The sequence below is a fragment of the Rhizobium sp. SRDI943 genome (genome assembly GCF_057653695.1).
The window spans coordinates 3,972,461-3,991,823 of the sequence record NZ_CM172787.1 but is presented as its reverse complement, the minus strand read 5'-3'; the positions used below and the strand labels follow the sequence as shown (position 1 = coordinate 3,991,823).

At 62.0% G+C, this 19,363-nt stretch carries 22 protein-coding genes; 15 read left to right on the top strand and 7 right to left on the bottom strand.

Features of this window, described 5'->3' with window-relative positions; translation table 11 throughout:
• Positions 1 to 28 precede the first annotated feature (28 nt).
• The 3 genes from AC245Y_RS20135 to AC245Y_RS20125 are packed head-to-tail and all read left to right on the top strand — an operon-like array spanning position 29 to position 3,056.
• Entirely contained in the window at positions 29 to 619 is a 591-nt protein-coding gene (locus tag AC245Y_RS20135) for a shikimate kinase (protein WP_012759200.1), read from the top strand.
• Positions 616 to 1,746: a 3-dehydroquinate synthase gene (gene aroB / locus AC245Y_RS20130; RefSeq protein ID WP_012759199.1), complete on the top strand. Its 1,131-nt coding sequence runs from the start codon at positions 616 to 618 to the stop codon at positions 1,744 to 1,746. The genes AC245Y_RS20135 and aroB overlap by 4 nt, the downstream gene beginning before the upstream one ends.
• The gene (locus AC245Y_RS20125; protein ID WP_012759198.1) at positions 1,746 to 3,056 is read left to right on the top strand and encodes an HlyC/CorC family transporter; all 1,311 of its coding nucleotides are present in this window, start codon (positions 1,746 to 1,748) and stop codon (positions 3,054 to 3,056) included. The genes aroB and AC245Y_RS20125 overlap by 1 nt, the downstream gene beginning before the upstream one ends.
• Positions 3,057 to 3,103: 47 nt before the next feature.
• On the opposite strand, the gene AC245Y_RS20120 is transcribed toward AC245Y_RS20125, so the two are convergent.
• Complete coding sequence (locus AC245Y_RS20120; protein WP_012759197.1) at positions 3,104 to 3,388, bottom strand: BolA family protein; 285 nt, start codon at positions 3,386 to 3,388, stop codon at positions 3,104 to 3,106.
• Between the two features lie 101 nt (positions 3,389 to 3,489).
• Here AC245Y_RS20120 and AC245Y_RS20115 point away from each other — a divergent pair, with 101 nt between their 5' ends.
• The 5 genes from AC245Y_RS20115 to AC245Y_RS20095 all read left to right on the top strand — a co-directional run bounded on the left by AC245Y_RS20115 (position 3,490) and on the right by AC245Y_RS20095 (position 9,019).
• Entirely contained in the window at positions 3,490 to 4,107 is a 618-nt protein-coding gene (locus AC245Y_RS20115; protein WP_012759196.1) for a J domain-containing protein, read from the top strand.
• Positions 4,108 to 4,418: 311 nt separating this feature from the next.
• Entirely contained in the window at positions 4,419 to 5,411 is a 993-nt protein-coding gene (cobS, locus tag AC245Y_RS20110; protein ID WP_012759195.1) for a cobaltochelatase subunit CobS, read from the top strand.
• 12 nt (positions 5,412 to 5,423) lie between these two features.
• Positions 5,424 to 7,325 (top strand): cobaltochelatase subunit CobT, encoded by a 1,902-nt coding sequence (gene cobT, locus AC245Y_RS20105; RefSeq protein ID WP_012759194.1) that lies wholly within the window; start codon positions 5,424 to 5,426, stop codon positions 7,323 to 7,325.
• Positions 7,326 to 7,338: 13 nt separating this feature from the next.
• The gene (locus tag AC245Y_RS20100) at positions 7,339 to 8,376 is read left to right on the top strand and encodes an esterase-like activity of phytase family protein (protein ID WP_012759193.1); all 1,038 of its coding nucleotides are present in this window, start codon (positions 7,339 to 7,341) and stop codon (positions 8,374 to 8,376) included.
• Between the two features lie 76 nt (positions 8,377 to 8,452).
• Complete coding sequence (locus AC245Y_RS20095; RefSeq protein ID WP_012759192.1) at positions 8,453 to 9,019, top strand: ATP-binding protein; 567 nt, start codon at positions 8,453 to 8,455, stop codon at positions 9,017 to 9,019.
• Here AC245Y_RS20095 and AC245Y_RS20090 read toward each other — a convergent pair whose 3' ends face one another.
• Together AC245Y_RS20090 and rpmB are read right to left on the bottom strand one after the other, a co-directional pair.
• Positions 9,020 to 9,655 carry a queuosine precursor transporter gene (locus AC245Y_RS20090; RefSeq protein WP_012759191.1) on the bottom strand — a complete coding sequence of 212 codons (636 nt, stop codon included), beginning with the start codon at positions 9,653 to 9,655 and terminating at the stop codon, positions 9,020 to 9,022.
• A 116-nt stretch (positions 9,656 to 9,771) separates the two neighbouring features.
• The gene (gene rpmB, locus AC245Y_RS20085) at positions 9,772 to 10,068 is read right to left on the bottom strand and encodes a 50S ribosomal protein L28 (protein ID WP_003543341.1); all 297 of its coding nucleotides are present in this window, start codon (positions 10,066 to 10,068) and stop codon (positions 9,772 to 9,774) included.
• Between the two features lie 242 nt (positions 10,069 to 10,310).
• On the opposite strand from rpmB, the gene AC245Y_RS20080 reads away from it, so the two are divergent.
• Together AC245Y_RS20080 and yddG are read left to right on the top strand one after the other, a co-directional pair.
• Positions 10,311 to 11,093, top strand: coding sequence for a DUF3108 domain-containing protein (locus tag AC245Y_RS20080; protein ID WP_012759190.1), 783 nt, complete (start codon positions 10,311 to 10,313; stop codon positions 11,091 to 11,093).
• Between the two features lie 30 nt (positions 11,094 to 11,123).
• Positions 11,124 to 12,014: an aromatic amino acid exporter YddG gene (gene yddG, locus AC245Y_RS20075; RefSeq protein ID WP_012759189.1), complete on the top strand. Its 891-nt coding sequence runs from the start codon at positions 11,124 to 11,126 to the stop codon at positions 12,012 to 12,014.
• A 61-nt stretch (positions 12,015 to 12,075) separates the two neighbouring features.
• Here the strand turns inward: yddG and AC245Y_RS20070 are convergent, their stop codons facing one another.
• Both AC245Y_RS20070 and gloB read right to left on the bottom strand, forming a co-directional pair.
• Positions 12,076 to 12,498, bottom strand: coding sequence for a cupin domain-containing protein (locus AC245Y_RS20070; RefSeq protein ID WP_012759188.1), 423 nt, complete (start codon positions 12,496 to 12,498; stop codon positions 12,076 to 12,078).
• Positions 12,498 to 13,268, bottom strand: coding sequence for a hydroxyacylglutathione hydrolase (gene gloB / locus AC245Y_RS20065; protein ID WP_017995331.1), 771 nt, complete (start codon positions 13,266 to 13,268; stop codon positions 12,498 to 12,500). The genes AC245Y_RS20070 and gloB overlap by 1 nt, the downstream gene beginning before the upstream one ends.
• A gap of 53 nt (positions 13,269 to 13,321) precedes the next feature.
• Here gloB and AC245Y_RS20060 point away from each other — a divergent pair, with 53 nt between their 5' ends.
• The 4 genes from AC245Y_RS20060 (at position 13,322) to AC245Y_RS20045 (ending at position 16,675) form a co-directional block, all read left to right on the top strand.
• Positions 13,322 to 14,098 carry a class I SAM-dependent methyltransferase gene (locus AC245Y_RS20060; RefSeq protein ID WP_017995330.1) on the top strand — a complete coding sequence of 259 codons (777 nt, stop codon included), beginning with the start codon at positions 13,322 to 13,324 and terminating at the stop codon, positions 14,096 to 14,098.
• A gap of 131 nt (positions 14,099 to 14,229) precedes the next feature.
• Positions 14,230 to 15,327 (top strand): histidinol-phosphate transaminase, encoded by a 1,098-nt coding sequence (gene hisC / locus AC245Y_RS20055; protein WP_020487039.1) that lies wholly within the window; start codon positions 14,230 to 14,232, stop codon positions 15,325 to 15,327.
• Positions 15,324 to 16,247 carry a prephenate/arogenate dehydrogenase family protein gene (locus AC245Y_RS20050; RefSeq protein ID WP_012759184.1) on the top strand — a complete coding sequence of 308 codons (924 nt, stop codon included), beginning with the start codon at positions 15,324 to 15,326 and terminating at the stop codon, positions 16,245 to 16,247. The genes hisC and AC245Y_RS20050 overlap by 4 nt, the downstream gene beginning before the upstream one ends.
• 8 nt (positions 16,248 to 16,255) lie before the next feature.
• On the top strand, positions 16,256 to 16,675 hold the full coding sequence (locus AC245Y_RS20045; protein WP_012759183.1) for a GNAT family N-acetyltransferase: 420 nt from the start codon (positions 16,256 to 16,258) through the stop codon (positions 16,673 to 16,675).
• A gap of 95 nt (positions 16,676 to 16,770) precedes the next feature.
• Here AC245Y_RS20045 and AC245Y_RS20040 read toward each other — a convergent pair whose 3' ends face one another.
• Positions 16,771 to 17,772, bottom strand: a complete 1,002-nt coding sequence (locus tag AC245Y_RS20040) for a DUF2125 domain-containing protein (protein WP_017995329.1) — start codon at positions 17,770 to 17,772, stop codon at positions 16,771 to 16,773.
• 51 nt (positions 17,773 to 17,823) lie between these two features.
• Here AC245Y_RS20040 and AC245Y_RS20035 point away from each other — a divergent pair, with 51 nt between their 5' ends.
• Positions 17,824 to 18,354, top strand: coding sequence for a gamma-glutamylcyclotransferase (locus AC245Y_RS20035; protein ID WP_012759181.1), 531 nt, complete (start codon positions 17,824 to 17,826; stop codon positions 18,352 to 18,354).
• A 2-nt stretch (positions 18,355 to 18,356) separates the two neighbouring features.
• Here the strand turns inward: AC245Y_RS20035 and AC245Y_RS20030 are convergent, their stop codons facing one another.
• Positions 18,357 to 19,154 carry a lysophospholipid acyltransferase family protein gene (locus AC245Y_RS20030; protein WP_012759180.1) on the bottom strand — a complete coding sequence of 266 codons (798 nt, stop codon included), beginning with the start codon at positions 19,152 to 19,154 and terminating at the stop codon, positions 18,357 to 18,359.
• Between the last annotated feature and the right edge of the window lie 209 nt (positions 19,155 to 19,363).

Here is a 19,363-nt window from a genome sequence, read left to right as displayed (position 1 = left end):
CGTTTGCAAACAAAGTGTGAATGGACCGATGAGTGAACAACTGCTGACCGTTGCTGACAGCTTGAAAGACAGAGCTCGCGCCGCGCTCGGTTCACGCAATCTGATCCTTGTCGGCCTGATGGGCGCCGGCAAATCCTCCGTCGGGCGCATCGTCGCCAGCCAGCTCTCCATTCCCTTCATCGACAGCGATCTCGAGATCGAGCGGGTTTCGCGCATGACGATCGCCGAGCTTTTCGCCGCCTATGGCGAGCAAGAGTTTCGGGCGTTGGAAGCGCGGGTGATCAAGCGGCTGCTAAAGAGCGGGCCGCGTGTCGTCTCTACCGGCGGCGGCGCCTTCATCAACGACCGGACGCGCAAACATATCAAGAAGGGCGGCCTCTCCGTCTGGCTGAAGGCCGATCTCGACGTGCTCTGGGACCGGGTCGCCAAGCGCGACACGCGGCCGCTGCTCAAGACCGAAAATCCGAAGCAGACGCTCGAGGGCCTGATGAATGCGCGTTATCCGATCTATGCGCAGGCCGACCTGACCGTGCTTTCGCGCGACGTCCGCAAGGAAATCATGGCCGACGAAGTCTTAAAGGCCTTGATCGAAGCTCAGAAGGAAAGTGCAGCGTCATGAATGCGATAACCTCCGCCTCCGCCATCCGAACGGTGCATGTGCCGCTCGGCGAGCGCGCCTACGACATCCTGATCGGGCCGGGGCTGATTGCGCGGGCCGGCGCCGAGATCGCCTCTCGCCTCAAGGGCCGCAAGGCGGCCGTTATCACCGACGAAAATGTCGCGCCGCTCTATCTCAAAGCTCTCGTCGCAAGTCTGGATGAAGCGGGTATCGCCTCGGCTGAGGTCGTCCTGCCGGCCGGCGAGAAGACCAAGAGCTTCGAACATCTGATCACGGCCTGCGACAAGGTGCTTGAGGCGCGCGTCGAGCGTAACGATTACGTCATCGCGCTCGGCGGCGGCGTCATCGGCGATCTTTCGGGATTTGCGGCCGGCATCGTCCGCCGCGGCGTGCGCTTCGTGCAGGTACCGACCTCGCTGCTGTCGCAGGTCGATTCTTCCGTCGGCGGCAAGACCGGGATCAATTCCCGCCACGGCAAGAATCTGATCGGCGTCTTCCACCAGCCGGACCTGGTTCTGGCCGATACGGATGTGCTGAATTCGCTGAGCGCGCGCGAATTCCGCGCAGGTTACGCCGAGGTCGCAAAATACGGGCTGATCGACAAGCCGGATTTCTTTGCCTGGCTGGAAGCGAACTGGAAGGCAGTTTTTACCGGCGGCTCCGCACGCATCGAGGCGATTGCCGCCAGCTGCCAGGCGAAGGCCGATGTCGTCGTTGCCGACGAGCGTGAGAACGGTCAGCGGGCGCTGCTCAATCTCGGCCATACCTTCGGTCATGCGCTGGAAGCGGCGACTGCCTATGACAGTTCCCGCCTTGTGCATGGCGAGGGCGTTTCGATCGGCATGGTGCTGGCGCATGAATTCTCCGCACGGATGAACCTTGCAAGCCCCGACGATGCGCGCCGCGTCGAGCGGCATCTGAAGGAGGTCGGCCTGCCAACCCGCATGTCCGACATTCCGGGCGAACTGCCGCCGGCCGAAACGTTGATGGACGCGATCGCCCAGGACAAGAAGGTCAAGAGCGGCAAGCTCACCTTCATCCTGACGCGCGGGATCGGCCAGTCCTTCGTCGCCGACGACGTGCCGGCGTCCGAAGTGATCAGCTTTCTTCGGGAAAAACACGCCTGATGTCGGTCGAAGGCGCTCTGGCATTTCTTTCGACATATTGGCCGGAGATCCTTTCGATCACGGCGCTCGTGCTCATGTCCGCCTTCTTTTCCGGCTCCGAGACCGCGCTGACCGCCGTTTCGCGCAGCCGTATCCATACGCTCGAGGTCAACGGCGACGAACGCGCCGGCCTCGTCCGGCAGTTGATCGAACGGCGCGACCGGCTGATCGGTGCGCTGCTCATCGGCAACAATCTCGCCAATATCCTGTCCTCCTCGATCGCCACCAGCCTCTTCCTCGGGCTGTTCGGCAGTTCCGGCGTGGCGCTGGCGACGCTCGCGATGACCGTCATCCTGGTGATCTTCGCGGAAGTGCTTCCGAAGAGCTGGGCGATTTCGGCGCCTGAGCGCTTCGCACTCGCCATCGCGCTGCCGGCCAGGCTGTTCGTTGCCGTCGTCGGCCCGGTTTCCTCCTTCGTCAATGCGATCGTGCGGCAGATTCTTTCGCTGTTCGGCATCAATCTCTCACGAGAGACATCGATGCTGACGGCGCATGAGGAACTGCGCGGTGCCGTCGATCTGCTGCACCGCGAGGGATCGGTGGTGAAGGCCGACCGCGACCGCCTCGGCGGCGTGCTCGATCTTAGCGAGCTCGAACTGTCCGACATCATGGTCCACCGCACCGCGATGCGGGCGATCAACGCCGACGATGCGCCGGAAGCGGTGGTGCGGGTTATCCTCGAAAGCCCCTATACGCGCATGCCGCTGTGGCGTGGCACGATCGACAACATCATCGGCGTCGTCCATGCCAAGGATCTGCTGCGGGCGCTTGCCGAGCCGAACATGGAGCCGCAGAACCTCGATATCGTGAAGATCGCGCAGAAGCCGTGGTTCGTGCCCGACAGCACCAACCTCGAGGACCAGCTCAACGCCTTCCTGCGGCGCAAGCAGCATTTCGCCGTCGTCGTCGACGAATATGGCGAGGTGCAGGGCATCGTCACGCTGGAAGATATTCTCGAGGAAATCGTCGGCGACATTTCCGACGAACACGATATCGAAATACAGGGCGTGCGTCAGGAGGCTGACGGCTCCGTCGTCGTCGACGGCGGCGTTCCGATCCGCGACCTGAACCGCGCGCTCGACTGGAACCTGCCCGATGAGGAGGCGACGACGATCGCCGGCCTCGTTATCCACGAATCGATGACCATCCCGGAAGAGCGCCAAGCCTTCACCTTCTACGGCAAGCGTTTCGTCGTCATGAAGCGGGAGAAGAACCGCATCACCAAGCTGCGCATCCGCCCGGCCGGAGAAGACGGCGCAAAGCCAGCCTGATTCTGCTTGGATCGTAGACGGCTAGTGCCTATATGGGTTGCGTGCCGCTACCAGCGGGTCGGTTCACCAGGTGCAGCCGGTTCGACGGCCAGCGCATGCAGGCCGGCATCGAGCTCCGGTTTCAGCAGGTCGGTGATTGCCCGGTGGCGCGCCAGCCGCGACAGGCCGGCGAATTTTCCGGAAACGATCCTCACCCGCATATGGGTTTCGCCGGTGCCCGTGATATCGGGTTGGTGGCCGGCATGCAGATGGCTTTCGTCGATGACGCTCAGGCGTTCGGGCGCGAAGGCTTCGACAAGTTTTTCTTCGATGCGGGTTCGCAGGGTCATCATCCGGTCTTGCTGTTCGCGAAAAGGGTTCCTACCAAGCCTGCAACATTCCCGTTTGTCAATTCTTGTTGTCGCTTCGCGACAGCCCCATAATTAGCGCCGTCATGAGACTTGATTCCAAATATTTCGATCGCATCCGAACACGCCGCAAACGCGAGCCGGAGACAGAGCAGGCGCCGCCTACCTGTCAATGGGACGGGTGTGACAAGAAGGGCGCGCATCGCGCTCCGGTCGGCCGCAATGCGGAAGGCCAGTTCTTCTTGTTCTGCTTCGAGCACGTCAAGGAATACAACAAGGGCTACAATTATTTCTCCGGTCTTTCGGACGGCGAGATCGCGCGTTACCAGAAAGAGGCGATCACCGGCCATCGGCCGACATGGACGGTCGGCGTCAACAAGGCGGCGAAGGACAGTCCGCTGCATTCGGAGATCCGCTCCGGCGCCTATACCCGCGTTCGCGATCCCTTCGGCTTCGTCAAGGAAGGCGGCAAGGGCAGCGGACCGCGTTTTCCCCAGGCGCGCAAGCTGAAATCGCTTGAGACCAAGGCCTTCGAAACGATGAGCCTCGACGCCAATGCGACATCGGCGGAGATCAAGAGCCGCTACAAGGAACTGGTGAAGAAACACCATCCGGATGCCAATGGCGGCGACCGCGGCTCGGAGGAGCGTTTCCGCGCCGTCATCCAGGCCTATCAATTGTTGAAGCAGAACGGTTTTTGTTAATTCCCGTCCTTGCTCTTAGGCTTCAATCGGGTATGGTCCAAATCGGCTGAGGCCGCAGGCAAACGCGGCTCATATTTGTGCGTTTTCCCGACATCGCCTCCGCCGACCTTCCGGACGCGGCGTTTCTTGTCCGGGACTCTTTCAAGAATGCTCGCACGCGGTCATTATCCCGCCGAGGTTTCGTTTCAGTCCCGGAGAAGCATCGCCGACGTTCCGACCTGAACGGGCGCGGAATAAAAAAACGCGGCGTCTGGGTTGCGACATGGCCTGAGACAGTATGGCCGGGTGGCATCACCCGCCTTGGAGACACGATGAGCAAGATCGACCTGGATATATCAGAACTGCCCGATACCACCGTTTCGGTCCGCGAGGCCTTCGGCATCGATTCCGACATTCGCGTTCCCGCCTACAGCAAGGGCGACGCCTATGTTCCGGACCTCGACACCGACTACCTGTTCGACCGCGACACGACGCTCGCCATTCTCGCAGGCTTCGCCCATAACCGCCGCGTGATGATTTCCGGCTATCACGGCACGGGCAAGTCCTCGCATATCGAGCAGGTGGCGGCGCGGCTCAACTGGCCTTGCGTGCGCATCAACCTCGATAGCCATGTCAGCCGTATCGATCTCGTCGGCAAGGATGCGATCGTCGTCAAGGACGGGCTGCAGGTCACCGAATTCAAAGACGGCATCCTGCCCTGGGCCTATCAGCACAATGTCGCGCTGGTCTTCGACGAATATGATGCCGGCCGCCCCGATGTGATGTTCGTGATTCAGCGCGTACTCGAATCCTCCGGGCGCCTGACGCTGCTCGATCAGAGCCGCGTCATTCGGCCGCACCCGGCCTTCCGTCTGTTTGCGACTGCGAACACGATCGGCCTCGGCGACACGACCGGCCTCTATCACGGCACGCAGCAGATCAACCAGGCGCAGATGGACCGCTGGTCGATCGTCACCACGCTGAACTACCTGCCGCATGATCACGAAGTGAATATCGTCGCCGCCAAGGTGAAGAGCTTCGGCAAGGACAAGAACGGCCGTGAGACGGTTTCGAAGATGGTGCGCGTCGCCGACCTGACGCGTGCCGCCTTCATGAACGGCGATCTCTCGACCGTCATGAGCCCGCGTACGGTTATCACCTGGGCCGAAAACGCCGAAATCTTCGGCGATCTCGCCTTCGCCTTCCGCGTCACCTTCCTCAACAAGTGCGACGAGCTGGAGCGTCCGTTGGTCGCCGAGCATTATCAGCGCGCCTTCGGCGTCGAGCTGAAGGAAAGTGCCGCCAACATCGTTCTCGGGGCTTGAGACCGACCGATCATGGCAGCTCGCGGTGACAATTCGAAAGCAAAGCCCGGCGCGCCTGTCGACGTCGAGCCATTGCGCCGGGCGATAACCGGCTGCGTGCGCTCGATCGCCGGTGACGGCGACGTCGAGGTGACCTTCGCCAATGAGCGGCCGGGGATGACCGGCGAGCGCATTCGGCTGCCGGAACTTTCCAAACGGCCGACGGCGCATGAGCTGGCGGTCACCCGTGGTCTCGGCGATTCGATGGCGCTGCGGCTCGCCTGCCATGACGAGAAGATGCATGCGACGATGGCGCCGCAAGGCTCGGACGCCCGGGCGATCTTCGATGTAGTCGAACAGGCGCGCGTCGAATCGATCGGCGCGCTGCGCATGGAGGGCATGGCATCGAACCTGCGCTCCATGACGGAAGAGAAATATTCCAAGGCGAATTTGACCGGCATCGAGCGCCAGGAAGACGCACCGGTCGGCGAAGCGGTTGCGATGATGGTGCGCGAGAAGCTGACTGGCCAGCGCCCGCCAGCCTCCGCCGGCAAGGTGCTGGACCTCTGGCGCGACTTTATCGAGGACAAGGCAGGGTCCGAACTCGACAATCTGTCGAGCGCGATCAACGACCAGCAGGCCTTCGCCAAGGTCATCCGCAACATGCTGTCGGCGATGGAAATGGCCGAGGAATACGGCGACGATGACAGCGACGCCGACAATGACGACCAGTCGGAGCAGGAAGACCAGCCGAGCGGCGACGAACAGGACCAGGACGAGGTCGACGAGGATGCCGGTACCGATGCCGCCCCCGTCGAGGACAGTGAGGTCGCCGACGAGCAGATGGAGGACGGCGAGACCGAAGGCGCCGAAATCTCCGACGACGACATGATGGAAGAGGGCGAGGACGATTCGGAAACGCCGGGCGAGACCCGCCGGCCGAATACGCCTTTTGCCGATTTCAACGAGAAGGTCGATTATCACGTCTTTACCGAAGAGTTCGACGAGATCATCACCGCCGAGGAACTTTGCGACGCCGCCGAGCTGGAGCGCCTGCGCGCCTTCCTCGACAAGCAGCTGGCGCATCTCCAGGGCGCGGTCGGCCGTCTCGCCAACCGGCTGCAGCGCCGCCTGATGGCGCAGCAGAACCGCTCCTGGGATTTCGACCTGGAAGAGGGTTATCTCGATCCGGCCCGGCTGCAGCGCATCATCATCGATCCGATGCAGGCGCTCTCCTTCAAGATGGAGCGCGACACCCAGTTCCGCGATACTGTCGTTACCCTGCTCATCGACAATTCCGGCTCGATGCGCGGCCGGCCGATCACGGTTGCCGCCACTTGCGCTGATATTCTCGCCCGCACGCTGGAGCGCTGCGGCGTCAAGGTCGAGATCCTGGGCTTTACGACCAAGGCCTGGAAGGGCGGGCAGGCGCGTGAAAGCTGGCTTGCCGGCGGCAAGCCGCAGACGCCTGGCCGCCTCAACGACCTGCGTCATATCATCTACAAGTCGGCCGACGCGCCGTGGCGGCGCGCGCGCGCCAATCTCGGGCTGATGATGCGCGAGGGCCTGCTCAAGGAAAATATCGACGGCGAGGCGCTGATCTGGGCGCATAATCGCCTGCTCGCGCGCCGCGAGCAGCGCCGCATCCTGATGATGATCTCGGACGGAGCGCCAGTGGACGATTCGACGCTGTCGGTCAATCCGGGCAATTATCTGGAGCGGCACCTGCGTGCCGTCATCGAGCAGATCGAGACACGCTCGCCTGTCGAGTTGCTGGCGATCGGCATCGGCCATGACGTGACGCGCTACTATCGCCGCGCCGTGACGATCGTCGATGCGGACGAGCTTGCCGGTGCGATGACCGAGCAGCTTGCCTCGCTTTTCGAAGACCAATCCGTGCAGCCGCGCGGCGGCCGGATACGCCGTGCCGGCTGACGCCGCTGGAAGAATGACGGTCAAGCGCCTCTGCCGTGCGGCGTCGATCGCTCTCGGTATCGCAGCCGGCGCTTCCTCGTCATGGGCCGGCGACGACGTGCCGGTCATTAGCCGGCAAATCTCCGATTTCAGGATCGGCTCTTCGGAGATGCAATTCGGATCGCTGGAATTTCTGGGCGGGCTGGAAATGGTGTCCAGCCGAGCGCTGTTCGGCTCGCTCTCCTCCATCCGTTTCCGGCCGGACCAAAAACATTTCGTCGTCGTGCTCGATACCGGCCAGTGGCTGACCGGCAGCATCGAGCGCGACGTCAAGGGCAGGCTTTCCGGCCTTTCGGATGTCGAGATCACGCCGATGAAGAACAGCGCCGGGCGCAGCTTCGAGGGCAAGGGACATATGGATGCCGAAGGCCTGGCGCTCGACGGCGACCGGATCCTGGTCTCCTTCGAGCAGGCTCATCGCGTCGATGTCTATCCCGATCCCGGCTTTGCCGGCTCGGGAGCGATCGCCACCCTGCCGATCCTCATCCCGCGGAAGATGCTGAGCGACAATCGAGGTATCGAAACCATCACCGTGGCGCCGGCATCGAGCCCACTCAAGGGCGGGGTGGTCATCATCTCCGAGCGCGGTCTCGACAGCGATGGCAACCGGATGGCGGCCATTCTCAGCGGGCCGCTGAAAGGACGTTTCTCGGTCGAGCGGGATGGCAGCTTCGACATCACCGACGGCGCCTTCCTGCCGAACGGCGACCTGTTGCTGCTGGAGCGCCGCTTCAACATGGCCGAAGGCATCGGCATGCGCCTTCGGCGCATCAAGGGCGCCGACATCAGGCCCGGCGCCGTCGTTGACGGCGAATTGCTGCTGGAAGGTAATTTCAACTCGCAGATCGACAATATGGAAGGGCTCGATGCTTTTCAGGCCGCCGACGGCACGACCCATATCATTCTGGTGTCGGACGACAATCATTCGATCCTGCAGCGCAATCTGATGCTGGAATTCCGGCTTTCGGAAGAGGCCGCGTGGGCAGCGCCGAGTTCCCAGAAGCGGAATTAATCCAAGACGTCAGACCGATGTCATATGCCTCGGCTATCCCCCGCGGCATCGGGAAGCAGTCTTCGCAGGGAGATTCATGGTGCATATTCATGTCATGGGCGCGTCCGGTTCCGGTACGACATCGCTCGGCCATGCGCTTGCCGAAAGGCTCGATATCGCCCATCTCGACACTGATGATTTCTTCTGGATGCCGACCGATCCGCCGTTCACGACGCCGAGGAATGCCGACGAGCGCATCCGGCTGCTCCTCGAGGAAGCGGCACGGCATGACGGCTGGGTCCTCTCCGGATCCGCGCTGAAATGGGGTGGGCCATTGGAGCCGCTTTACGATCTGATCCTATTCCTCAGGATCGAGCCGGGGCTTCGAATGGCGCGCATCCGCGTGCGGGAGATTGCCCGATATGGAAACAGGATCGGGCCTGGTGGCGACATGGAAGTTAAAAGCGGGGAATTCCAGGAATGGGCGGCCAGCTATGAGACGGCCGGCCCCGAGGGTCGCAGCCTTGCGGCGCATGAACAATGGCTGGATACGCAGACGGCGCCGGTGTTGCGGCTCGATTCGTCAAGAGATATCGACGATCTGGTTGCCGAGGCTCTGCTGCATCCCGCGATCACCGCCGGTGCGGTCCGGCGGCGTCCGTGATTAGCTGGCGCGAGCGGCCTGCATCGGCCGCAGCACGTTCATCAGCGCGCCATAAGGCAGCAGCATGACGAGGCCGACGATCATCTTCACGACGAAATCGCCGATCGCCCAGGAAATCCATCGCGGAGCCTCCGTGGCGAAAACGCCGAGGACGGGGGCTGCTTCCAGCGCAAAGGGGTCGTTCGGGCCGAGGAAGACGAAGAACGCGGCGAAGGAAAGCGAGAAGAACATCACCGTATCGAGCGCCGAGCCGATCAGCGAACCGACCAGCGGCGCGCGCCACCAGGCCTGGCGGCGAAGGCGGTTGAAGACGGCGATATCGAGCAACTGGCCGGCGAGATAGGCCGAGCCGGAGGCGATGGCGATGCGTGGCACCGAGGTGAAGAAGGAGAGCGTCACACCGACGACGAAGCCGGCAAAGACGACCTTGCGGGCTGCCTGCGGGCCGAACTGACGGTTGGTCAGGTCGGTGATCAGGAAAGCGATCGGATAGGAGAAGGCGCCCCAGGTCAGGATGTCGGCAAGGTTGATGCCGGCGACCTCGGCGTTCAGCGGAAACTGGACGAGGAAGTTGGAGGCGACGACGACGAGCGTCATCAGCGCGACATAGGCGATGGTATAGCGGGTCTTCAGCATTTTTTTATCCTGGGTGATGCCACCAGTTGGAGGAGCAAACCGGCAAAGCAAAAGGCTTGTCCGGTATTATCCGTTCAAGCCTTTTGAAGCCGTATGAAAGAAGGGCAGAAGGAAGCTTACGCAGCAGCGGCTTCGGCGGTCTTCTTGGCGATCTGACGGCGCAACAGGCGCGCGCGCATCGACAATTCGTTTTCGCTGGCCTTCAGCAGGAAGGCATCGAGGCCGCCACGATGCTCGACGGTGCGAAGAGCGGCAGCCGAAACGCGAAGACGATAACGCTGGTTGAGAGCGTCGGAAATCAGCGTGACCTGGCACAGGTTCGGCAGGAACCGGCGCTTGGTCTTGTTGTTGGCATGGCTGACATTGTTACCAGTCAGGACGGCCTTGCCGGTCAATTCGCACACGCGGGACATGGAACACCTATTCTTGTTTTTCTCGGGCCATCGAATTGCCATTCCCGGCAAAACCAGGCGCGCAATCCAACGGGCATGATTGGAAAGTTGCGGTTCTATAGTCAGACAGGCTGCTCGCGTCAAGCCAAACCTTGGCCTTTCCCGCAATTCTGTCAAAAAGCTGCTGTTTTCTTCCCTTCGCGGCAGGAGTATAGACCGCTCAGCAAAGGTTGCCAGCGCGCAGCAAGACAAGGCTTTTTTCCATGGCTCATTCGGGCAGACGGATTTTCATTTCGGCCATCGCCGCACTTCTTGCCATACCCGCATCGGCGGCCGAAATCCAGCATCGGACGGAATACCGGGTGGCGCTCGCCGGGCTGCCGATCGCGCGCGCCGCGTTCCTGACGCAGATCGAGGACGATCACAGCTACAAGATCGCCGGGAGCATCAATTCCGCCGGTCTTGCCGATCTCATCACGACGATTTCGGCCAAGACCAGCGTGAGCGGCGTCGTGCGCAATGACAGATTGCAGGCGCAGAAATACTCGCTCTACTACAAGAGCGGCAAGAGGAAGGCCCGCGTCTACGAGGTCAGCTACCGCAACGGCAACATCATCTCGGCGACGACGACACCGATGCCGAAGCGCCCGAAGAACTGGATCGACGTCACGCCGCGCGACATGCGCTCGGTGCTCGATCCGATCTCCGGCCTGGTCTTCACCGGCGATACCAAGGTCTGCTCGCAGACGCTGCCGATCTTCGACGGCGAGACGCGCATGGATCTGGTGCTGTCGCCGAAGGGCGACGAGGATTTTTCCACCAATGGGTTCAAGGGCAAGGCGACCGTCTGCAGCGTCCGCTTCGTGCCGCGCTCGGGCTACAAGAAGGGCCGCAAGGATATCGACTATCTGAGCAAGAGCGATCGCATGGAAATCTGGTTTGCCAAGTCGGACGCGGCAAATGTATACGCTCCTGTTTATGTGCGCATTCCAACCGAATATGGAATGGTGACGATCACTGCCGTCAAATACGGCAGCAACAGCTGACGGGGCTTCTGCCTCCGTGAAGGGGGACAGGTGAAGCTTCGCGCGACGTTGATCGGCTTTACGGCCATTCTGATGTGGTCGTTCCTGGCGTTGTTCACGGCCGCCTCCGGCAAGATGCCACCGTTCCAGCTTTCGGCCGTCTGCTTTGCGATCGGCAGCATTCCCGGCCTCGTCGTGCTTATCCTCAATCCCGCGCGGCTGGCGCTGCTGAAGCAGCCGGCCAAGGTCTGGATAACCGGCATTGCGGGGCTGTTCGGTTATCACTTCCTCTATTTTACCGCGCTCCGGAACGCGCCGGCGGTGGAGGCGGGGCTGGTCGCCTATCTCTGGCCGCTGTTGATCGTCGTCGGTTCGGCGCTGCTGCCGGGCGAACGGTTGCACTGGTATCATGCGGCGGGTGCGCTTGCCGGACTTTGCGGTACCTTCCTGATCGTCGGTCGCAACGGCATCGATTTCGACGGCGCCTATGCCGTCGGTTACGGTGCCGCCTTTCTCTGCGCCTTCACATGGTCCGGCTATTCGCTGCTGACGCGGCGTTTCGACGCCGTCTCCACGGATGTCGTCACCGGCTTCTGCCTTGCGACATCCATGCTGTCGTTGCTCTGCCATCTCGGCCTGGAGACGACCGTCTGGTCGGCAACGAGTTTCGAGTGGGTCGCCGTCGCCGGGCTTGGGCTCTTTCCGGTCGGGGCTGCCTTCTACGCGTGGGATTACGGCGTCAAGAACGGCGATATCCAGATTCTCGGCGCGGCAAGTTACGCCGCACCTCTGCTTTCGACGCTTATTCTGCTGCTGTTTGGATTTGCCGAGCCGAGCTGGCGCATTGCTCTCGCCTGCGTGCTCGTCACCGGCGGGGCGGTGCTCGCCGCCCAGGACATGTTCCGCCGCAAGAGCCAGGCGCAGCCCGCAGCAGCAGAATAGGCCTTAGATAGTTGGAGCATGGTGTCGCCCGAAAACCGCTCACACTTTTCGGCATCATGCTCTAGCCGCCGGGCTTCCAACCGGGCGGCGCCATCTCGAAGCTCGAAAACTCGAAGCCGGGCGAGACGGTGCAGCCGACCAGGGTGAAATCGCCGAGGGTTTCGGCCGATTGCCACCAATTGGCGGGAATGATCGCCTGCGGCCGCTCGCCGGCGGACAGGTTGGTTCCGAGCGTCAGGGTTTGGCTTGCCGTTCCGTCTTCCGAGCGGTGCAGCGAGAGCGGCGCGCCGGCGTAATAATGCCAGGCCTCCGCCGCGTCATGGACGCGATGCCAGTGCGAACGCTGTCCCCTGGTCAGCAGGTAATAGATCGCTGTCGAGTGGCCGCGTTCCCCGCCCGCCGTATCGCGGAATGTCTGCACGTACCAGCCACCTTCGGGATGCGGCTGCATGCCGAGTTCGCGGATGATGTCCTCAGGCGACATCAGAAATGGTCCTTGCGCTTGCGGATCTCTGCAAAGACTTCCTCGTTGGTCTTGCCTTCCATCAGCAGATTGCGGCGGATCGCCGGATCGGCGGCGCGCAGGAACGGGTTGGTTTCCTTTTCCAGCCCCAATGTCGTCGGGATGGTGAATTTGCCATCGGCGCGCAAGGCCTCGATCTCGGCGGCGCGGCTCTTCAGTCGCTCATTGTCGGGATCGACGGTCAGCGCGAAGCGGGCATTGGACAATGTGTATTCATGGCCGAAGTAGATGGCGGTCTCATCGGGCAACACGGCGAGTTTCTGCAGGGAATGCCACATATCGGCGGCCGGGCGTTCGAACAGCCGGCCGCAGCCGAGCGCAAACAGCGTGTCGGCTGCAAACAGCAGCTTGTCATCGACGAAGTGATAGCAGATGTGGCCGGCGGTGTGGCCGGGTGTCTCGATGACGTTGACGGTGTGATCGCCGAAAAGGAAGCTGTCGCCATCGGCCATCGTCCGATCGAGGCCGGGAATGGCGACGGCCTCGTTGATCGGGCCGATGATCTCGCAGCCGAATTGTTCCTTCAGCGCCAGGTTGGCAGTGACATGGTCGGTGTGATGATGAGTGGTGAAGATATGGGTGATTTTCCAGCCGCGACGTGTCGCCGCTTCCAGGATCGGCGCCTCCTCCGGCGCATCGATCGCCGCGGTAAAGCCTGTCTCCGGATCGTGCACGAGAACGCCGAAATTGTCGGTGCGGCAGAGAAAAACGTCTAATTCCAAAGGTTTCATCGTTCAATAATCCCTTATCCCAGGAGTCTCGCGGAAATGTAGAGGTTCCGGCCTTGAAGTCCAACCGCCCGCTGATAACATTTGTCGCAATGCACGCCGATATCGTCGACTTACGCCAGTTCTATCATTCCGAGCTCGGACGTCTTGCCGAGCAGTCGATCGCCATGGCGCTGTCCTCGCTCTGGGTGCGGCTGCCGCAGGAGCGTCTGGTCGGTCTCGGTTATGCCGTGCCCTTCCTCGATCGCTTCCAGGCCGATACCGAGCGTACCTTCGCTTTCATGCCGGCCGGGCAGGGCGCGGTGAATTGGCCGATGGGCTCGCTCTCGACGACGGCGCTTGTCTTCGACGAGGAACTGCCGCTGCCGGATTCGTCGATCGACCGGGTGCTGATGGTGCATTCGCTGGAATTCGCCGAAAGCCCGCGCGAGACGCTGAAGGAGCTCTGGCGGGTGCTGGCGCCGGGTGGACGGCTGGTCATCGTCGTGCCGAACCGGCGCGGCGTCTGGGCACGCATGGAGCATACACCCTTCGGTTCGGGCCGGCCCTATTCCCGCGGTCAGTTGACCAATCTGCTGCGCGAGACGAATTTCACCCCGGGCGCGACGGCTGAAGCGCTGTTCTTCCCGCCCTCGAAGTTGAGGACCATCCTGCGGCTTCGCCGCGCCTTCGAGCGGATCGGTCGAACGCTGTGGCCGGCCTTCTCGGGCGTCATCATCGTCGAAGCGCAGAAGCGGCTCTATCAGGGGCTGCCGGTGGCGGCGCGGGCCTCCCGCCGCGTCTTCGTGCCGGTTCTCGCACCGCATGGCGTGCCGACCACACGCAGCAGGTAGCTCTCGGCGGTCTCCAACTGCTTGTGTCACGCCCATAGGTCTCGACAACAATCTCATTCCGCTTTAATGCCACTTGGTGTTTTTCAGCCCGGATTTCCGGCAATTCCAAGGTCGAACCCATGAGCGTTGAGATGAGCAAGCCCGTTCCGCGTCCCGGTATTCTCGATATCGCAGCCTATGTGCCGGGCAAGGAACATGCGCCGGGTGTTGCCCGCGTCTACAAGCTTTCGTCCAACGAAACGCCGCTCGGCGCCAGCCCGAAGGCAATCGAAGCCTTCAAGACGGTTGCCGACAATCTGGGGCGTTATCCTGACGGGCAGGCGATCGAACTGCGTGAGGCGATTGCCGCCGTGCACGGCCTCAATCCGGCAAACATTCTCTGCGGCAACGGTTCCGACGAACTGCTCGGCTTGCTCTGCCATGTCTATCTCGGTGCCGGCGACGAGGGCATCATCACCGAGCACGGCTTCCTCGTCTACAAGATCCAGATCCTGGGCGCCGGCGCCACGCCTGTTGTCGTCAAGGAGAAAGACTATACCGTCGATGTCGATGCGATCCTTGCCGCGGTGACCGAGAAGACGAAGATCGTCTTCATCGCCAATCCCGGCAATCCAACCGGCACCTATGTTTCCGTCAGCGAGATCCGCCGCCTTCAGGCCGGACTGCCGAAACATGTCGTCCTCGTGCTCGATGCCGCCTATGCCGAATATGTGCGCCGCAACGATTATGAAGCCGGCATCGAGGTCGTCTCCTCCAATGCCAACGTGGTGATGACCCGCACCTTCTCGAAGGCTTATGGCCTTGCGGCGCTGCGCGTCGGCTGGATGTATGCGCCCGCCGAGATCGTCGATGCGCTGAATCGCGTGCGCGCGCCGTTCAACTTGAACGCGCCGGCAATCGCCGCCGCTGCCGCTGCCATCCGCGACCAGGCCTTCATCCAGCAGGCCGTCTCCTTCAATCAGATGTGGGTCGAGACGCTCACCCAGGCACTCGAAGCGATCGGGTTGAAGGTGACGCCGTCCGTCGCCAATTTCGTCCTCATTCATTTCCCCGAGATCGACGGCAAGCGCGCCGCGGATGCCGATGATTTGTTGACGAGCCGCGGCTACATCCTGCGCGCCGTGCGCGGCTATGGTTTCGCCAATGCGCTGCGCATGAGCATCGGCCCCGAAGAGGCCAACCGCGGCGTGATTGCCGCGCTCACCGAATTCATGGGTCATCAGGCATGAGTGTGCAGTTCGATCGGATCGCGCTGATCGGCATCGGCCTGATCGGCTCTTCGCTCGCCTATGACATCAGGCGGCTTGGTCTTGCAAGGGAGATCGTCGTCGCCACGCGCAGCCCCGATACGCTGAAGCGTGCGGAGGAACTCGGCCTCGGCGACCGCTACACGACGTCTTCACAGGATGCCGTCAAGGATGCCGATCTGGTGATCGTCTCGGTGCCGGTCGGCGCTTCGGAAAGTGTGGCGAAGGAGATTTCGGCAAGCCTGAAGCCCGGGGCGATCGTCACCGATGTCGGCTCCACCAAGGCTTCTGTCATTGCGCAGATGCTGCCGCATATGCCTGATAATGTGCATTTCATCCCCGGCCACCCGCTGGCCGGTACGGAGAAATCCGGCCCGGATGCCGGCTTCCCCGGCCTCTTCGAAGGCCGTTGGTGCATCTTCACGCCGGTCGCGGATACCGATGAGACCGCTTTGAAGCGGCTGCGCAGCTTCTGGGAAGCGTTGGGCTCGAAGGTCGACGAAATGGATGCCGAACATCACGACAAGGTGCTCGCCATCGTCTCGCACCTGCCGCATATCATCGCCTACAATATCGTCGGCACCGCCGACGATCTGGAGACGGTGACGGAGTCGGAAGTCATCAAATATTCCGCCTCTGGCTTTCGTGATTTCACTCGCCTCGCCGCCTCCGACCCGACGATGTGGCGCGACGTCTGCCTGCATAACCGCGATGCGATCCTCGAAATGCTGGCGCGCTTCTCGGAGGATCTCGCCTATCTGCAGCGCGCCATCCGCTGGGGCGAGGGCGACAAGATTTTCGAACTCTTCACCCGCACGCGCGCCATCCGCCGTTCGATCGTCCAGGCCGGCCAGGATGTCGACGCGCCGGATTTCGGCCGCCACGCGCTGGACAAGAAGTAGCCGCCGCGATGGTGGAGGTGGCACGTGCCGGCCGGGCGGATATCGACTGGTTGGCTCGCGAGGATGCCAGCGCCGGTGAAGCATGGGTATCGCGTTGCGTCGCGCTCGGCGAATATCTGGTTGCCAGGGAAGACGACGAGATCGTCGGCTTCCTGCGTTTCTCCCGCTTCTGGGGCAGGGTTCCCTATATGGAAATGATCCGCGTCCTGCCCGGCCATCGCCGGTCGGGCGTTGGGACGGCGCTGTTTCTCGCCTGGGAAGAAGCCATGCGCGGCGATGGCGCCCGCCTGCTGATGACGTCGAGCGAATGCGACGAAAGCCGGCCTCAGGACTGGCACCGCCGCAACGGATTTTCCGAAACTGGCGCGATCGAGTTGCCCGGCCTGCAATCGGTGCCGGAAGTCTTCTTCATCAAGCGAATTGCCTGAAGCGCCTCGCGTCGAGCCGGACTCATTCGACGCGCTTCAGGCCTTTCCTATGCATCCCGTTATCCCAAAACCGCTGGACACTTTGGGGGGATGCATCAGATCGGTGGAATGCGGCCGAGCGGGATGAAACCGCTGACGGTGGCATTGCCGCGATTGACGACGAGATCGACGGAGACCTTGTCGCCGCCGCCGGCAAGCGATTTCAGCAGCTTCGTCGCCGTGTTGACGGTCGAGGCGATATCCGGAAAGGCCTGTTTCAGGCTGTCCCCCCAAGGGCCGAGTTGTTCGATCTCCAGTTTGAATTTTCCCGAAAGCAAGCCCTGCTCGTCGAAGGAGAAGGGGCCGGTGAGCGTCATCACCTTGCCGTCACCGATGTCGGCGACGATGCGGCGCAGGTCGCCGGTGGCGCCATTGAGGCCGTTCCGGTCACTGCCGTCGATCAGGCCGGCCTTGCCGGCGACGGTCAGATCGATGCTCGCCGAGAATTTCGGGAAGATCTGCGGCCAGTCCTTGATCGCCGCGTTGGCGTCCTGCACGGAAATCGCACCGTCGAGATCAGCACCATTCTGGCGCAGGTGGATTTCGGTGCGAGCGGCATCGAAGCTCATGGTCTGGCCGGTGTAGGAGGAGAAGGCCATCGCCTTCAGACCCTCGATGACGGTCGAGCTGTGGTCGATGCCCTGCAGCCTCGTCGTAAGGCTCGCCTGCAGGTTCGTCCATTGGGCCGAGATCGAAAGGCCGTTGCTGGTGCGGATCTCTGCCGGAGAATCGAGTTCCCAGACGATATTGCCGGGCGCGTAGACCTGTGCTGCCGAGCGCAGCGCGCCGAAGGTGGCGGAGACGCCGTTGACATTGTCGTCGACGTCGATCTTGGAGCAGAACAGGCCGATACGGAAGGGATAGCCGCGAAATTCGATATCGGAGCATTCGCCGCTGACGCCTGCCTGGTCGCGCGGCGCGATCGCTTTCAGCACTGTGTTCTTCAGCGCCGAGGCCGCATAGAACCAGCCGCCGGTATAAAGCGCAATCACCAGGAGGACGCCTCCACCCAGCAACCAGAATTTCTTACCGCTGCCGGATTGGCTTGACGCTGCCATGATGTTCTCCAATGGTGAATCGCAAATGTGATTCCCGGTCTGGCGTGCGATATGGACGAATTTTGGGTATTTGGCTACGGTTCGCTGATGTGGAATCCGGGCTTCGAGTTCATGGAGCGGGCAGAGGCCCTAGTCTACGGCTACAGGCGTTCGCTCTGCGTCCGCTCCTTTGTCCATCGTGGTACCCGCGACAATCCGGGCCTGGTTCTCGGCCTCGACAGGGGTGGCGCCTGCCGCGGCATGGCTTTCCGCATTTCGCCGGAAAAATGGGATGAGGTGATCGATTATCTCCGCGCCCGCGAGTTGGTCACCAATGTCTACCTGGAGCGCCGGGTGCGGCTGCAGCTTGCCGGCCGGCGTCGGGTCGAAGCGGTCGCCTACATCATCGACCGCGAGCATGAACAATATGCCGGCGCGCTCGATGCGCTTGCGGCGGCACGGGTGGTGAACGAAGCAAACGGCCAGTCAGGTCCGAATGATGCCTATGTCTTCAACACGCTGACGCATCTGAAGCAGATGGGCATTCGCGACCATTGGCTGGAGCAGGTCGTCAACGAAGTGGAGCGGCTGCGCGCCGCCTGATCTCAGCCAGTTGCCGCGTTCAGCTTGCGCAGCTCGACCAGCCTTTCGACCGCCGTCGGCGGGAGCGGCAGATGCGGATTTCGCGCGACGGTTTCGAGCAGAAGCTCGTCGCTTGCCCGCTCCGATACCTCGATCAGATGGGCGAAAAAGGCGTCCGGATCCATTCCCGGCATGATCGGCGGCAGAATCTTCACCTTGAAATGGCCGGGATAACGTCGAATGCTCCGCCGCGGCCAGAACAGACCGGGATGCATGGCAACCGGCACGACAGGGAGGTTAAGATCGCGGTACATGCGGGCGATGCCGTATTTATAGAGCGGCTCTGCGCCTGGCGGGCGGCGGGTGCCCTCGGGATAGATGATGAGCTGGCGGCCGGTCGACAGTTCCTCCTTCGTGCGTTTCAGCACTTCCACCATCACCTTGCCGCGGGCGCCGCGATCGACCGGGATCATACGCTGTTTCTTCGCATACCAGCCGAAGAGCGGAATCCACATAAGCTCGCGCTTCAGGATGTAGACCGGATCCTTCAGCCAGGGCAGCAGCGCGTAGGTATCCCAGAAGGACTGATGTTTCGGCGCCAGGATGTAGCTGCCATCAGGCAGGTTCTCCAGTCCCTCGATCTCGAAGGTGGTGCCGACGATCACCCGCATCAGCCAGTGGTTGGAGCGCGCCCAGTTCTTCGGGATCGCATAGGCGATCTTGCGCGGCACGACGAAATAGTAGGGCGAGAGCACGATCATCCGGATGATGAGGTTGGCGTAGAAGATCGTGTTGAAGAGAACGGAACGCAGGGCGATCATGAAACTTTCCCGAGGCATGCTCACGCGACCGGCCTACACGATATTGCCCGCCATAAAAAGCGTTTGATGACGCCCTGATGTAAAAGCCTAGAACAGGATGATTTAGGCCTGTTCGGCCTAAAATCTGAATCCTGTTCTACATTATAAAGTTAGAGCATGATGTCGTCCGAAAACCGCTCACACTTTTCGGCATCATGCTCTGAAGAAAT